The organism is Streptomyces sp. NPDC049597 (genome assembly GCF_040675505.1).
Lineage (GTDB): Bacteria > Actinomycetota > Actinomycetes > Streptomycetales > Streptomycetaceae > Streptomyces.
The window spans coordinates 17,316-30,162 of record NZ_JBFAOY010000007.1 but is presented as its reverse complement, the minus strand read 5'-3'; the positions used below and the strand labels follow the sequence as shown (position 1 = coordinate 30,162).

Here is a 12,847-nt window from a genome sequence, read left to right as displayed (position 1 = left end):
CTCAGCGCCGTCGGAAGAACTCGACCTCGGCGAGGGCGAGATACCGGCCCTCCCCGGCCCCGTACGCGCCCTGCACCGTGAGCCGGACCCGGACGGCATCGCTGACGGCGACGTGGAAGCGCTGACCGCCCGGCACGTCGGCCAGCCGGACGGTCCTGACGGTCGTCCGGCCGTCCTTCGAGGTGACGGTTATCAGCACAGTGCTGGGCCGCGCCTGGGTGAGGAACTTCTCGGCCACCGGAGAGCTGCCGGGATGGACGACGAGATCGAGCAGGCGAACGGGTTCGGCGAACGCGGCCTCCAGATACTCCCCTTGGACGGATCCGGGGAGCGCGGGTGTCCAGTACTTGTCGGTCGTCCCGTCCACGGCAAGGGCGGCCGGGTGCTGTTTGCCCGCACTCGACGCCGTCACCTTCACCGCATGCATCTGCTCGGTCTTGGAAATCCGGTCCCGTACGGCCTCCACCACTCGGCCGGTCTCCCCGCGGAAGGCGTACCCGACCGCCACGAGGACGCAGAGCACCAGCAGCGGCAGGACGAATCGCGGTCGCCGCCACTGCCGGCGCGGTGGCCGCTCCCCGGCGACGGGCTGCGGTCTGGGGCGGCGCCTGAACAGCCGTCGCCACCAGGGCGGCCGGGGTACGACAGGGGCGTCCGCGAGGGAGGCACCACAACGTCGGCAGTAGCGCCTCGTCGGCACGTTTCCGCTGCCGCACCGGCCGCAGATGAGGTCCCCGGCCTGGGGCGGCGGTTCGGCGGCGTCCGTGTGCCGCGACGGCGGCGGCACCGGACGGCCGGGCTCCTCGACCTGAGGCTGCACGGCGCGCGTGGGCGGGGCGGTGGGCATCGGCGGGACGGCAGGCCCGCTCGCCCGGACCGCGGGCTCCTCTTGGGGCACGGCGGCGTCCGGCCCTGTCGGGGGCGGGATTGCGGCATCCGGCTGGGCCGCGGCTGCCGGTGCGCTCGGCCGCGACCACTCGAGGAAGGACCCGCAGGCACCGCAGAACTGCTCTCCGGGATCACAACGATTCCCGCACGCTGCGCAGTTGACCACGGACCCCTCACCCCTTCCGCAGCCCATGCTGCGCCAGGCGGCGCCTCCCGCACACGCCTGCGAGGGCAACCACCGAAGCGCCCGCCGCTGCCCTTTCGGGCGCCGTGGCGCGACCTGGGCCGGGGCCGGGGCCGGGGCGGGGGGCGTGCGAGGTGATGACGCCCCGGAACGCGGGTCATCACGACGACCGTGCACGGGCGCCGTGGACGAGGTCCGTCGCCCCGCCCGTCCCGGTGAGCGTGCGGCCGCCCTCGGCGGCGACGACGGTGAGGGCCACGCGCAGGGCTTCAGCGACACCGTCAGCCGGAACGCGCAGGAGCGCGCGCCGCAGCCGCCGGCGGGTCGTACTCGGCGAGCAGGAGCGCGATGTCGTCCGCCCGGTCGGGAGACCGGCCGGCATCCTCCAGCAGCCCGTCGGCCAGATCCTCCAGACTGCCCCCGCCCAGGCGGGCCAGCGAGGTCCCCAGGCGGTCGATGCCGGTACCGATGTCCGAGTCGCGCCTCTCGACAAGCCCGTCCGTGTACAGGGCCAGGACCGAGCCGGGCACGAGGCGCAGCTCCGACTCCGGATAGTCGGGCACCGTCTCGACGCCGAGCAGAGGGCCGCACGGCAGATCCGGGATCTCGGTGCGCCCGTCGGGCAGGCGCACCAGGGGCGGACAGTGACCCGCCCGGACGATGCGCACGACCCCCGAGCGGGGATCGAGGCCGGCGTAGCAGCAGCTGGCGAGCAGCGACGGGTCGAGGTCCATGTGCAGCCGGTTGGTGCTGGCGACGATGTCGCCCGGTCGGTGGCCGGCGGTGACGAAGGCCCGTATCGCGCTGCGCAACTGGCCCATGGTGGCCGCGGCGGCGACGTTGTGTCCCTCGACGTCCCCGACGATCAGCGCGACCTCATCGCCCGTGGGGATGACGTCGTACCAGTCGCCGCCGATGTCCATGCCCCTGGTGCCCGGAAGGTAGCGCCCGGTGACGTGAAGGCCCGCGAGCGTGGGCAGCCGGTGCGGCAGCAGCGCGTTCTGCAGGCCGCGGGCGAGGACGAATTCGGCGTCGTAGAGCCTGGCGCGTTCGAGGGCCTGGGCGATCAGGCCGCCCAGCGCGGTGAGGACCCCACGCTCCTCGTCGGGGAACCGGTGGACGGCGTCGAAGCCGAGCATGCAGGCTCCCACCGGGCGGTTGGAGGCGATCAACGGCAGGAACGCCCAGGAACTGCACTCGCCTGCCGGGACCCCGGGATACCTCTCGTGGAGCTCCTTGCGGGACTCGACGAACAGCGGGGCCGCGGAGGTCAGCGTGTCCGTCACGGGCAGCCGGGCGTGCAACGGGATGCCTTCCAGCCGGGCGCGGACCTCCTGCGAACAGCCGCGCTCCGCGAACAGGTGCAGGTGCCGCTCCTCCACCACGCAGATCGCCAGCTTCTGGCCGCCGAAAGCCGGCAGCAGTTGCTCGGCGACGGCGTCGCACACCTCGCGCGCGGTGACCGCCTCGGTGAGGGCGCTGCCGAGCTGGAGCACGCGATAGAGGGCCCCGAGACGGGGGGCAGCGGGCGGAGGGGACGCGGAGACGGGCGGACCCTCCTGCGCGACGGACGTCCCGGGTCCGGTGCCGGCCGGTACCGGCTGTCGCACGGGTGCCGCCCATCCCGTCGTGCCCTGTGAGCCCGGATGGAGGGAGATGACCAGCCACTCGTCGGGCGGGCGGCGGACCAGGAAGGAGACGGGTTGCTGGGAGACCAGGGCGGCCCGGTAGCGGTCCTCGTACACGGGATCGGCCAGCCAGGGCAGGACGTCCCAGAGGCGTTGGCCGAGCAGTTCGTCCTGGCGGACCTGCAGCAGGTTCTCCAGGCTGTGGTTGGCGTAGGCGACACGCCCCTCCGGAGAGAGCGCGAAGAAACCGTCCGCGAGCCGGTCGATCGCCGCCATGGCGGCCATGCCGCTCCCGGAGTCGAGTACGGCGCCGACCAGATGGGAGGACGCCTGCGGGTCCTCCGGGCTCGTGGGCACCCGTCCCCAGAGCTCGACCGTGCGCGGGCTTCCACCGCCGTCCCGGATGCGCAGGCAGTGCGCGAGCACATGGCCTTCCTGGACCGCGGCACGGGCGGCGGACCGGAAGCCGGGCAGATCCGCGGGCTCGATCCTGGCCGCCAGGGTGTCCGCCCGGCCGTCGAACTCACGGGGCGGGATCCCGAAGATCGCGCACAGCTCGTCGTCGGTCGTGAGGACCCCGGTGTCGAGGTTCCAGTCGAACAGGCCGACCCGTATCAGTGGAGCGGACGGCAGCGGCACCACCACCGGAGCCGTCCGTTCGTCGTAGGAGACGAACTCCTGGCGTTCGCTGAGCCCGGCGAGGGCGGTGCCCAGGCGGTCGGCCGCGGAGCGCAGCCGCCGGCGCTGCGCCCTCGACAGCCCCGTCCCGTCGGGCCTGGGCGTCCACAGCACGGACAGGCAGCCGAAGGTCCGCTCGCCCGCTCGTACGGGGAGGGAGGCAGAGCCGAACGGGTAGGGCAGGGCGACCGAGAGCTGGGGGAAGCGCCGCATCGTCTCCTCTGCGCCGCTCAGGTGGACCATGCGCCCGGAGCGGTATGCCTCCGCCACCGGAATGGGGCTGTTGACCGGTATCCGGCGCCACCCGCCGATCATGGTGGGCGGCGTGCCGCACGACGCGGCCACGACGAGCGAGCGATGGTCGCCGGAGAGCAGGAAGACGCTTCCCGCATGCGCTCCGGCCGCCTCGACGGCGCTGGTGACCGCACTGGCCAGCGCGTCGTCACGCTCGGGAGCCTCACCGCCACTCCCGGCGCCGAACGGATACGACCTCGATGTCACGCCATCGGCCGACACAGTGCCCTCGATCACCCACGGACAGTTTGTTCCATTTTAGGATTGTCTGCCGCTCCCCGCGGGCGGGCGCCTGGCCGGCTGTGGGGACGGCGGGGGTGGGCCGGCCGGCGCGGCTGGGACCGGCCGACGCTTCAGCCGTCTTCCGGCCCGATCGTGGGCCCTGCGGATGCCGCCGAGGCGCGGGCGGCGATCGGCAGCCGTTACGGCTCGGGTCGCGCCTCGCCGTACTGCGGTTCCGCCGCCTTGCGCTCGAAGCGGAACGACGGGCGACGGATGAAGGCGTGCGGTGCGCTCGTCGCCCGCGCCGGCGACCGCTCCGGGAGGCGCAGCCGGGAGTCGACGGCTGTGGGGCACAACTCGCCCACTTGGCATGCCTGTTGCCCAATCTGATCCACAGCGTGGTACACCGTCCGGGATTTTGACCCTTTTGGAGCCCGTTGTGAACAACGGCGCGCAAGGGTGGAATTCGCGCCGACACGATGGGCCCGTCGGGGCTGCCGGCAGTGACCGGGCGTCAATTCGCGAGATTCGACGGGCAAATCCATGGAGGGGCGGCGACTTCTTGTTTCCGTGTCGCGGAAATATTCGAGCCGAAGTGAACCGCCCCACGGAAACTGTGTGCGTAACGTCTCTGAACTGCGGTTTTTCCACTTTCTCTCATGTAACAAGCCGTAACACGCGAGCACTTGACGGCACCTCACCACAGCCCGCATATTCACACCATCCGTGAGACGGAGGGGACGTTTTCACATGGCGGATGCGCTGTCTGATGCCGCGGTGCTGGATGACCGAGACCACCTTTTTGACACGAAGCCGCATTGCCTGGCTGATAACGGCCTACAAGCGCGGTTGGGGGAACTGACGCTGCGAAACCCGGTCATGCCGGCCTCCGGCTGCTTCGGTCCGGAGCTGAGCGCCCTCATGCCCGTCGGGGAACTGGGCGCCGTCGTCACCAAGACGCTGTTCGCCGAGCGGCGTTCGGGGAACCCGGCCCACCGCCTCACCGAGACGGCCCACGGGATGCTCAACAGCGTCGGCATCCCGAGCCCCGGCACAGCCGCCTTCGCCGGGCACGTCCTGCCTGCCTACCGCCAGTTCGGCGTACCGGTCGTGGCCAGCATCGGCGGACTCACCGTCGACGAGTACTGGCAGGTCACCGAGGAACTGGCCGCCGCGGACCTCGCGATCGACGCCTACGAGGTCAACGTCTCGTGCCCGAACCTCGAACACGGCGGCCTCGCCATCGGCACCGAGGCGGCGACCGTCGAGCGGGTCGTGGCAGGCATCGCCGCCCGGACGCGGGTCCCGCTGATCGTCAAGCTCACGCCGAGCGTGACCTCGATCGGCGACATCGCCCGCGCCGCGGAGTACGCGGGCGCAACCGCCGTCACCGTCTGCAACACCTTCCCCGGCATGGCCGTCGACATCCAGACCAGGACGACGGTCCTGGGCAACGGTGTCGGAGGGTTGTCCGGCCCCGCGGTCAAACCCCTCGCTCTGCGCCTGGTGTGGCAGGCGGCGAGTGCCGTCGACATCCCGGTCGTCGGCTGCGGGGGGATCACCACGGCCACGGACGTCGTCGAGTTCCTGCTCGCCGGGGCGAGCGCCGTCCAGGTCGGCACGGCGACCTTCACCCGTCCCTACACCATGGTCGAGATCGTCCGCGGGCTGGAGAGGCTGCGGGCCGAACTCGGCGTCACCCGCCTCGCCGAGCTCGTCGGCGGCCTGCGTCACACCGAGATCCCCCGGGAGAAGCCATGCGCGACATCGACGAAGCCCCGCTGAACGCCACTCCACCGGGCGACGCGGCCCGGTCCGCGCCACCGGAGGACGGGCCCGTGAGCACGTACGGGAAGAAGGCGGTGCTCGCCTCCTCCATCGGTTACGCGATGGACGGGTTCGATCTGCTCATCCTCGGCTTCGCCCTGTCGGCGATCACGGCGGAACTCCACCTCGGCAACGGCGAGGCCGGCTCCCTCGCCACCATCACCCTCTTCGGCGCCGTGCTCGGCGGACTCCTCTTCGGTGTCCTCGCCGACCGCATCGGCCGCGTCAAGGTGCTCACCTACTCCGTCTGCTTCTTCGCCGTCTTCACGGGCCTGACCGCCCTGGCGGACGGCTACACGGAGTTCGCCGTCTACCGCTTCCTCGCGGGCGTCGGCATCGGCGGCGAGTTCGGCGTCGGCATGACCCTCGCCGCCGAGGCGTGGCCCGCACGCAAGCGGGCACGGGCGACGGCTCTGGTCGGTGTGGGCTGGCAGGCGGGCGTCCTGCTCGCGGCGCTGGTCTCGGCTCCGGTACTGACGCACTGGGGCTGGCGGGGCCTGTTCCTGCTCGGCGCGCTGCCCGCCGTGGTCGCCGTCGTCTTCCGCTCCCGCCTGCACGAGCCCGAGGCGTTCACCGAGCACCGGGCCGCCCTCGCGGCGCGCAGGGCCCAGGCGGCCAAGGCCAGGGTGCCCCTGCGGCTGCTCGTCGCGGACGCCACGACGACCCGGGCCACGGCCGGCGTCCTCGTGCTCACCTCGGTCCAGAACTTCGGCTACTACGGCATCATGATCTGGCTGCCGACCTACCTGTCCGCCGAGTTCGGCTACAGCCTCACCAAGTCCGGTCTGTGGACGGCCGTCACCGTCGTCGGCATGGCCGCGGGCGGCCTCGTCTTCGGCCAGGTCGCCGACCGCCTGGGACGGCGGCGTGCCTTCTGGATGTTCCAGTTCGGCTCGGCCGTCTCGGTCCTGGTCTACAGCCAGCTGACGTCCGGCTGGGCGCTGCTGGTCGGCGGCGCGATCATGGGCGCCTTCGCCAACGGGATGATCGGCGGGTACGGGGCCCTGATGGCGGAGCTCTACCCCACGGAAGTGCGCGCCACGGCGCAGAACGTGCTGTTCAACCTGGGGCGGGCGGTGGGCGGTTTCGCCCCGGTCGTGGTGGCGCTCGCCGCCGAGTCCGTCGGATTCGGCACGGCCATCGCGATGCTGGCCGTCATCTACGTGATCGACATGGCTGCGATGCTGCTGATACCCGAGCGGAGCGCGACGCCACTGACCACGCGTCTCGAGCCTCAGCCGGGTGTGCCCGGTCCCTGACCGCCGGAACGCACCCAGGTCCGGCCTCCGCCGGACGAACGAACGGAGACATCCATGCAAGTCGTGGTGCGTGCGCTGCACGTCCTGCGGGCGCTGGCCGCCAAGCCGAAGGGCGCCACCCTCCAGGAACTGCACGAAGAACTGGGCATTCCGGTCGGAAGCCTGCACCGCCTGCTCACCACCCTCGGCAACGAGGACTTCGTCACCCGCTCACCGGTGAACCGGCGCTTCTTCCTCGGCCCGATAGCCCGTCAGCTCGCCGAACAGAACCAGCACCAGTCCGCTCTCCTGGTCACCCCGCACCGCGCCGTCGTCGCGGCGGCGGAGGCCAGCGGCGAGACCGTCTTCCTGACCGAGCTGATCGGCGACAGGGCGGTGTGCGTCGCCCTGTCCGAAGGACGCCATCCCCTGCGGCTGTTCGTCCGCATCGGCCAGGAGATGCCGCTGCACGCGGCCGCGTCCGGCCGGTCGCTGCTGGCCTACCGGCCCGAGCCGGACGTACGCAACCTGCTGGCCAAGCGGGCCCTCACCGCCTTCACCGAGGAGACGCCGGTGACGGTGGACGAGGTACTCGCCCACCTCACGCTGGTACGGGCCCGTGGATACGACGTCTGCGACGACGAACTCGACCGCGGCGTCTGGGCGGTCTCCTCACCGGTGTTCACCTCCACGGGCGCGGTCGCGGCCAGCGTGACGCTCGCGGCCGCCGGCAGCAGGATGCGTGACCCCCTCACCCGCGCCACGGCGGTGCAGACCGTCCTCACCGCCGCGCGGGAACTGTCCACGGAACTCGGCTTCAACGGGGAGTGGCCCGACGGCGCCGGTGATCCCGCCGCGTCACCCGCCGGGACGACCGGCCCGGAGCGGCAGGCCGGTGACACCGTGGAGGAGGTGCGATGAGCCTCGCCCAGGAACTGGCCGCGCGGGGCGACGCCGTGGCCGTCTTCCTCGACCCCGAACGGCGGCGCAGCGAACTGCGCGCCGACCTCTTCGCCGCCGCCCGCCCGGCAGGCCCCCGGCCGAGCACACACGACGACGGGGCGCCGGCACCGGGACACACGGTCGACCCGTACGCGCTGCACACGCGGCCGACGATCCTGCGGCGGCTGGCCGCCCTGCTGGCCGACGAGCTCCCCGCCCGGCTCGACCGCCTCGTCGCCGCCGACCGCGCCGACACCCCGCTGGTCACCGCCGTCGCGCTGCACACCGGGCTGCCCTTCGCCCTCGCCGGGAAAGGCCCGGGGACGGAAGGCGGCACCGGACTGCTCGGGGAAGTGCACCGCGGAGAGCGGATCACCGTCCTCACCACTGTCACGGCCGGCGGACGCAGCGCGCTGCGCACCGCCGAACTGGCCCGCCGGCACGGTGCCGAGGTCGCCTCGGTCCTCACGGTGATCGACCGCGACGAGGGAGCGGTCGCACGCCTGGCCGCCGCCGGCCACCGGTTGCGGGCGCTGTTCACCGACGGCACCGCCCCGTGAACGCGGCCGTCCGCCCGGCCGTACACGCCCGAAAGGAAGAGAGTCACGCATGTCGAACAACAGCTACGGTCCCCCCACCGCGTACGCCGACGTCAGCGCCGCCGTCCGTGAACTCGGCACCGCACCCGACGCCCACGGGCCCACACTGAACACGGCCGTCTCGTCCGAGGCCGTCGAGTTCGTCGGCCGTTCGCTCGCCGACGCGCTGCGTCCCCACGACGCGACGACCGTCGTCTTCTGGAACACCAGCGACGAGGCCGTCCTCGGACATGTCGTCGCGAGGGAGCTCGGCGCCGCCGTGGTCCGCGCCGACGAGGTGGAGGGAGTCGTCGCGCTCTCCGCCGACATACCCGCCGGCGCGCGGGTCGCCCTCCTCGCCACCGCCTGGACCCACCCCATGCGCCTGCAGGCACTGGTCACCATGGCGCGTCTGGTCCGGGTCGAGATCGTCGCCGTCGCGTCCGTGCTGGCGAGCCCCGAACGGCCGGAGGGCGACCTGCCGATGGTGACCCTGCTCGCCGCCGACGCCCTGACCGCCGAGCCGGCCGGACACCCGGAGGCGGGGAGCGGCCGGGCATGAGCAACCTCATGGTGGCGCCGGCCCGGCTGAAAGCCGATCCGGAGCGCCTGCGGGCCCGCCTCGACACCTTCGCCGCGCTCAGCGAACCCGGCTCCGGCCCCGGAGTGACCCGGCTGGCGTACACGCCCATGGAACGCGAGGCGCACGCCGTCTTCGCCGAGGAGATGCGGTCCCTGGGGCTGACCGTACGGACCGACGCGGCGGGCAACACCATCGCAGAACGCGCCGGCACCGTCCCCGGCCTGCCGGCACTCGGCACCGGCTCGCACCTCGACAGCGTCCCCAACGCCGGGGCGTACGACGGAATCGCGGGGGTGGTCGCGGCGATGGAGACGGCTCGTCTCTACCGTGACCACGACGTGGCGCACGCCCATCCCGTGCGCTTCGTGGCCTTCGCCGCGGAGGAGGGCGCACGCTTCGGACAGGCGTGCACCGGCAGCCGCATCGTCTCCGGGCTCACCGCCGCGGAGGACCTGGCGGACATGCGGGACGCCGACGGGACCACCATGGCCGACGCCCTGCGCTCGGTGGGGCTGCCGCCCGAGGCGGTGGGCGCGGCCCGCTGGGATCCGGCGGACTGGGCCGCCTTCGTCGAACTGCACATCGAGCAGGGCAGCGTTCTGGAGGCGACGGGAACGCCGATCGGTGTCGTCGACCTGATCTCCGGCAGCACCCGGTTGCTCCTGGAGGTCACCGGCCGCGCCTCGCACACCGGTGGGACGCCGATGCACCTGCGCGCGGACGCCGTGGCGGCGGCCGCGGAGATCGTCCTGCTCGTCGAGTCGGTCGCGAACGACAGCAGACACCACGGCACCCGTGCCACCGTGGGCCGGCTCCTGGTCGAGCCCGGTTCGATCACCACCATCGCCGGCAAGGCGGAGCTGTACGTCGACGTGCGGGACGTGGACAGCGACCGGCAGCGCCTGACCGCCGCAGAGATCGTGGAGCGGGCACAGGCCCTGTGCGTGCGCCGGGGCGTCGGCCTCACCGCCCGTGCCCTCGCCGACGCGTCACCGGTGATCCTTCCCGGCTGGGTGCGCGAGACCCTGGCCGGTACGTGCCGGGGACTCGGCGTCGACTACCGCGTGCTGCCGAGCGGTGCGAGCCACGACGCCCAGATGGTCAACCACGTGGTGCCGACCGGGATGGTCTTCGTACCCAGCCGCGAGGGCATCAGCCACAGCCCCCTGGAATGGACCGGCGCGGACGAACTGGCCCTGGGCGCCGAGGTCCTGGCGGCCGGGCTGCTCCGACTGGACCGCCGCCTGGCCGCCGCGCGCGACGGGCACGACGAACGAGAGGAGAACGGGACATGACGAGCGCCGCCGCTGCGGACCGGCCCGCGCTGAGCGCCTCGCTCACCGTCATACCGGACGACCGGCAGTCCCCCCGGCCACGCCCCACCTGGCATCACGCCGACGTGCTCGACCACTTCGCCGTCGGGGAGCAGTACCGTCACCTGCGGCTGCACGCCCCCAGCGTCGCGGGACTCACCCGCCCCGGGCAGTTCGTGATGCTGACGGCCGCCCGCGAGGAGGAGAGGGGCCCGGTCCTGCCGAGGCCGATGGCCGTGTACCGCCGGGACGCCGCGGCCGGCACGGTGGAGTGCGTCTACCGCGTCGTCGGCGCGGGCACCCGGCGGCTGAGCACGTTCCGCCCCGGAGAGCGCATGCTCACGGTCGGGCCGCTCGGAAAGGGTTTCCAACTGGACCCGGCCGCCCGGCGGGTTCTGCTCGTGGGCCGCGGCATCGGCACGTGTTCGCTCACCACCGTCGCCCAGGACCTGTCCGACGGGCCCACCGAGGTCGTCGCCGTCACCAGCGCCCGGAACGAGGCGAACCTGATCGGAGGCGGGCTGTACCGCGAGTTCGGTGCCGCAGCCGTCCACGAGGTCACGGACGCATCGGGGTCCAGCGCCGTCGAGAGCCTGCGCCGTCTGCTGACGGCCGACCTGGACGCAAGTCCGCCGCAGCAGATCATGACCTGCGGCTCGGAGCGGCTGGCCCGGCTGTGCGGCGCGCTGGGGCGGCGCTGGGGCGCGGACGTGCAGGTGTCCCTCGAGGCGCACATGGCGTGCGGTCTCGGCTACTGCCACGGCTGCGCGACCGGCAGCCGGAGCGGTCCCGCCGAGTCCCCGCTGATCTGCAAGGACGGCCCCGTGTTCCGTGTCGGCGGCTGCGCGACCGGTGACAAGCCGCTCGCCGGGACATCGGGCGTCCGCCGGTGACGCCCGCCCGTACGACGGTGTCCGGCGTCGCCGCGCAGCCGGCAACACCGGGCGCCGTGGTGCTCAGCGGCGTCCGGGTGCTCGGCGCCCCGCCCACCGATGTGCTGATCCACGACGGGAGAAGCGTCACCGTCGGTCCGGAGGCCGCCGACTCCTCCGGACCGCGACGTGACGACGCCACCCGACCGGTGACCCGGCGCGGGCTCGTCGATCTCCACACCCGCCCGCGGGAGCCCGGCGGCGAGGAGAGCGAGACCATCACTTCCGGCTCCCGGGCCGCCGCGGAGGGCGGTTTCAGGAACCACGAGGAGGACCATGCTTGACCTCTGGGAGGTAGAGGACACCACGGCCGCTGTCTATCGGGAGACGCTGCGGCGGCCCGGGATCGATCTGCACGGGCTGCGGGACAGCCTGACGCTGGACGAGTCGGAGATCCGGCGGGCGCTGTACGAGCTCGCCGACCTGGCCCTGGTCCACCGTTCCTGGGAAGAGACCGAATCCGTCCAGCCGTTGACTCCCCGGCTCGGCCTCCGGGCGCTGCTCGCGCGGAAACGGACCGAGACCGTGCGTCGGCAGCAGGCGCAGGAGGAAGCCCGGGGCGCGGCGGGACCGCCGGCGGACCACCGCGCGGCCGGGTACGCCTCGGTGCCGGGCATGGACGTGGAGCGGGTCCAGGGGGAGGCGGCGGTGCGCCGGAGCATCGCCCGGATCGAGGCCGCGGCGCAACGGGAGTTGCTGTCCTTCGCCTGGGACGAGCCCAGGAGCGCGGGGGACGGGGGCGAGGATGAGGCACCGGGTGCGGCGCGCTCGGCGGGCAGGACTCGGCCGGTCACGGTCAGGATCATCTGTCCCGACGACGTGCGCCGGGCCGTTTCCCGCGCGGGGCGCGCGCCGGGCCGGCAGGGCGCGCAGATCCGGACCGTTCCGCGGCTCGCGTTCCGCGCACACATCGCCGACGGCAGGAGGGCTGTGGTCCAGCTGAACTCCGGTGACACCGCCGAGGACGCGCTGGTGATCGACGAGCCGGCCGTTGTCGCGCTCCTGCGTTCGTTCTTCGAGACGGTCTGGTCCTCCGCCACGCCTGTCGGCGCCGGCGGGGAGGACGCGATCACCTCGCAGGACCGTCAACTGCTGCGCCTGCTCGCCCAGGGCCTCACGGACGAGGCCGCGGCACGCAAACTCGGTGTGTCCCTGCGCACCGAACGCAGGATGCTCACGAGGCTGTCCGAACTCCTCGACGCCCAGAGCAGGTTCCAGCTCGGCCAGCGGGCCGCCGAGCGCGGACTCCTGTGAGCTCCGCCGCACGGTGCGGCAGCGGAGGGCGGCGGCTTCGTCCGAGACGAAGCCGCCGCGATCCGCATCAGTTCACTTGCCGCAGTTCTGGCAGCCGCGCTTCACGGCGCCGGTCGACAGCTGGCGAAGGACATCGGCGTTCACGGTCATGGTTTTCTCCCATTTCCATTCGGTACGCCTCCATGGCGTACGGCATCGGTATCCGGGGCCGATATCGGAACGTCGGACCCGGTGCCATGGATCGTGGCACAGCGAAAGCCCGTGTGTCAGCCCGCAGTTGTGGCAC

Annotated in this window: 12 protein-coding genes; 9 read left to right on the top strand and 3 right to left on the bottom strand. The window is 72.7% G+C overall.

What is annotated here, in order from left to right; all coding sequences use genetic code 11:
• Position 1 precedes the first annotated feature (1 nt).
• From AB0K02_RS10740 to AB0K02_RS10730, 3 genes are all read right to left on the bottom strand, one after another.
• Positions 2–847, bottom strand: coding sequence for a hypothetical protein (locus AB0K02_RS10740; RefSeq protein ID WP_365992019.1), 846 nt, complete (start codon positions 845–847; stop codon positions 2–4).
• A gap of 506 nt (positions 848–1,353) precedes the next feature.
• Positions 1,354–3,909 carry a SpoIIE family protein phosphatase gene (locus AB0K02_RS10735; RefSeq protein WP_365992018.1) on the bottom strand — a complete coding sequence of 852 codons (2,556 nt, stop codon included), beginning with the start codon at positions 3,907–3,909 and terminating at the stop codon, positions 1,354–1,356.
• Between the two features lie 185 nt (positions 3,910–4,094).
• Entirely contained in the window at positions 4,095–4,259 is a 165-nt protein-coding gene (locus AB0K02_RS10730) for a hypothetical protein (RefSeq protein ID WP_365992017.1), read from the bottom strand.
• A gap of 457 nt (positions 4,260–4,716) precedes the next feature.
• Here AB0K02_RS10730 and AB0K02_RS10725 point away from each other — a divergent pair, with 457 nt between their 5' ends.
• The 9 genes from AB0K02_RS10725 to AB0K02_RS10685 are packed head-to-tail and all read left to right on the top strand — an operon-like array spanning position 4,717 to position 12,561.
• The gene (locus AB0K02_RS10725; RefSeq protein WP_365992189.1) at positions 4,717–5,679 is read left to right on the top strand and encodes a dihydroorotate dehydrogenase; all 963 of its coding nucleotides are present in this window, start codon (positions 4,717–4,719) and stop codon (positions 5,677–5,679) included.
• Complete coding sequence (locus AB0K02_RS10720; RefSeq protein WP_365992016.1) at positions 5,652–6,980, top strand: MFS transporter; 1,329 nt, start codon at positions 5,652–5,654, stop codon at positions 6,978–6,980. Before AB0K02_RS10725 ends, AB0K02_RS10720 begins: the two co-directional genes overlap by 28 nt.
• A gap of 54 nt (positions 6,981–7,034) precedes the next feature.
• On the top strand, positions 7,035–7,880 hold the full coding sequence (locus tag AB0K02_RS10715) for an IclR family transcriptional regulator (protein ID WP_365992015.1): 846 nt from the start codon (positions 7,035–7,037) through the stop codon (positions 7,878–7,880).
• A complete protein-coding gene (locus tag AB0K02_RS10710; RefSeq protein WP_365992014.1) occupies positions 7,877–8,461 on the top strand; it encodes an orotate phosphoribosyltransferase in 585 nt (194 codons plus the stop codon). The genes AB0K02_RS10715 and AB0K02_RS10710 overlap by 4 nt, the downstream gene beginning before the upstream one ends.
• Positions 8,462–8,510: 49 nt before the next feature.
• Positions 8,511–9,041, top strand: coding sequence for a hypothetical protein (locus tag AB0K02_RS10705; protein ID WP_365992013.1), 531 nt, complete (start codon positions 8,511–8,513; stop codon positions 9,039–9,041).
• Positions 9,038–10,357, top strand: a complete 1,320-nt coding sequence (locus AB0K02_RS10700) for a Zn-dependent hydrolase (protein ID WP_365992012.1) — start codon at positions 9,038–9,040, stop codon at positions 10,355–10,357. The genes AB0K02_RS10705 and AB0K02_RS10700 overlap by 4 nt, the downstream gene beginning before the upstream one ends.
• The gene (locus tag AB0K02_RS10695) at positions 10,354–11,268 is read left to right on the top strand and encodes a dihydroorotate oxidase electron transfer subunit (protein WP_365992011.1); all 915 of its coding nucleotides are present in this window, start codon (positions 10,354–10,356) and stop codon (positions 11,266–11,268) included. Before AB0K02_RS10700 ends, AB0K02_RS10695 begins: the two co-directional genes overlap by 4 nt.
• On the top strand, positions 11,265–11,591 hold the full coding sequence (locus AB0K02_RS10690) for a hypothetical protein (protein WP_365992010.1): 327 nt from the start codon (positions 11,265–11,267) through the stop codon (positions 11,589–11,591). Before AB0K02_RS10695 ends, AB0K02_RS10690 begins: the two co-directional genes overlap by 4 nt.
• Positions 11,584–12,561 (top strand): hypothetical protein, encoded by a 978-nt coding sequence (locus AB0K02_RS10685; RefSeq protein ID WP_365992009.1) that lies wholly within the window; start codon positions 11,584–11,586, stop codon positions 12,559–12,561. Before AB0K02_RS10690 ends, AB0K02_RS10685 begins: the two co-directional genes overlap by 8 nt.
• Positions 12,562–12,847 lie beyond the last annotated feature (286 nt).